The 2,419-nt window shown below is 65.0% G+C and carries 2 protein-coding genes; both read right to left on the bottom strand.

Going from position 1 to position 2,419, the window contains the following annotated elements; translation table 11 throughout:
- Window positions 1–1,040 (bottom strand): aminoacyl-tRNA deacylase and HDOD domain-containing protein (locus HP546_RS29210; protein WP_172233040.1); only part of this gene is annotated, 1,040 nt, incomplete at its 3' end.
- A 78-nt stretch (window positions 1,041–1,118) separates the two neighbouring features.
- On the bottom strand, window positions 1,119–2,419 hold a 1,301-nt coding region (recG, locus tag HP546_RS29205; protein ID WP_172233037.1), incomplete at its 5' end, for an ATP-dependent DNA helicase RecG.

Raw genomic sequence — 2,419 nt, 5'->3', positions numbered from 1 at the left:
AGGTGGCGGCAGATCAGCGAAAAGTGTGGCGGGAACACGTGCGCCAGCAGCAGGTAGCCAAAGTTGTGCAGCAGGCCGGCCAGGTAGGTCAGGCCCGCCTCGGGGCGTTCAGCCCGTGGCATGGCGCGGGTCAGGCCTTCGATGATCGCGGCGGTGTAGATCGATTGCTGCCAGTAAGGCGTGGCCTGTTGCGGGTGGTCTTTCGGCAAGCTCAGGGTTTTGCCCAGTGCCAGGCCCAGAGCCAGGTTGATCACCAGGTCGAAGCCCAGCACGCGCACGATGGCGTCTTCCACCGAGCGGATCTTGCCCGGGGAGGCGTAGTAAGGCGATGCCGCCCAACTCACTACCTGCGCCGCCAGCGCCGGGTCGGTTTCGACCACGCCGGTGATGTCGTCGATGCTGGCGTTAGGGTCTACCCGCAGCTTGATGATCTTCTGTGCGGTGTCGGCCAGCGGCGGAATTTCGATGGTTTCTTCCAGGCGTTTCTGGATTCGCCGGGCCGTAAAGGCTTGTACCGCCTGGCTGATTTCGTGGGTGTCATCATCGGGGCGATCGAGGTTGGGGTTGATCGCCTCGACCTCCTGCCCAAACGAGCTGGCACTGGCCTTGGCCAGCATCCGCTTGAAATGCGCACGCTCGATTGCCAGCAACAGGCCGGCTTCGCCGGACTGGATGTAGACGGTTTCGACGTCGAGCAGGGTTTTTTCGTACTGGCTCGGTGAGCTGGTCAGGGCCGGTATGCCCGGCAGGGCCTTGAGCTGGTGCTTGTCGAGCATCTGCTTCAGGCGAGGCATCGACACCGCAGTCAGCTTGCGGCCGGTCAGTTCCGTCAGCCGGTTCAGGTCCAGCAGTTGGCTCTGCGGGAACAGCACCATCAGGGCGCCGATCTCGTCGTCGAGCAGCACGGCCTGTACCCGCGACGCTGCCGGCAAGTGCGAATCTTCGGCCACCTCGCGGTAGGCTACGCCAAGCTTGTCGAGCAGCAGCCTGATGACAGAGGGTGCATGTGGGGTTGCGGTGTCCAGGGCAACTTCAGTCATGGTCCGTATCCACTGATTCTTTTAAACGCGAAGTATAACCAGCCCCGGGGCAAATCTGGATCCATTCTGGGACTGGCGTCACACTTGGCCATATTGCTGGCCGTGCCGCAGCCAGCGGTCGAGCAGCGGGCTGACATGATCGGGCCAGCGTGCGATCAGCGCCTGTGCCGCGTCACGCACGGCCGGCAGCAGGTCGGCGTCGCGCATCAGGTCGGCGACCTTGAACTGCAGCAGGCCGGTCTGGCGAGTGCCCAGCATCTCGCCCGGACCACGCAGCTCCAGGTCTTTTTCGGCGATGATGAAGCCATCGTTGGTTTCGCGCATGATGCCCAACCGCTCGCGGCCGATCTGCGACAACGGCGGGTGGTACAGCAGCACGCAATGGCTGACGGCGCTGCCCCGGCCTACCCGGCCGCGCAGCTGGTGCAACTGAGCCAGGCCCAGGCGCTCGGGGTTCTCGATGATCATCAGGCTGGCATTGGGCACGTCCACGCCCACCTCGATGACCGTGGTGGCGACCAGCAACTGCAGGTTGCCGGCTTTGAACTCGGCCATGATCTCGGCTTTTTCCGCCGGCTTCATTCGCCCGTGGATCAACCCCACCCGCAGCTCGCCCAGGGCGCTGCCAAGCTCCTCGTAGGTGCTTTCTGCCGCCTGGCAGGTCAGTTCTTCGGACTCTTCGATCAGGGTGCACACCCAGTAGGCCTGGCGCCCCTCGGCGCAGGCCGCGCGGACCCGCTCGACCACTTCGAAGCGCCGGCTGTCGACCACCAGTACCGTGTTCACCGGGGTGCGCCCGGGGGGTAGTTCGTCCAGTACCGAGGTGTCCAGGTCGGCGTAGGCGCTCATCGCCAGGGTCCGCGGGATGGGCGTCGCGGTCATGATCAGCTGGTGCGGGCACATCTCGCCGGCCACGCCTTTCTTGCGCAGGGCCAGACGTTGCTGCACGCCGAACCGGTGCTGTTCGTCGATGATCGCCAGTGCCAGATGCTTGAACTTCACTTCTTCCTGGAACAGCGCATGGGTGCCGACCACCATGGGTGCGCCGTTGGCAATCTGCTCCAGGGCGCTGACCCGGGCCTTGCCCTTGAGCTTGCCGGCCAGCCAGGCGACTTCGATGCCCAGCGGTTCGAGCCAGCGCTTGAAGGTGATGTAGTGCTGCTCGGCGAGGATCTCGGTGGGCGCCATCAACGCCACCTGGTAGCCGGCCTCCAGCGCTTGCAGCGCAGCCAGGGCGGCGACCACGGTCTTGCCGGCGCCCACGTCACCCTGCACCAGGCGCAGCATCGGTTCGTGCTGGCTCAGGTCATAGGCAATTTCGTTGGCCACCCGCTGCTGCGCGCCGGTGGGCTGGAAACCGAGGTTGGCCAGGTACTGCG

The organism is Pseudomonas sp. CM25 (assembly GCF_013179705.1).
Taxonomy (GTDB): Bacteria; Pseudomonadota; Gammaproteobacteria; order Pseudomonadales; family Pseudomonadaceae; genus Aquipseudomonas.
The sequence above is the reverse complement of the archived record's forward strand: the minus strand, read 5'-3'. Positions and strand labels throughout refer to the sequence as shown.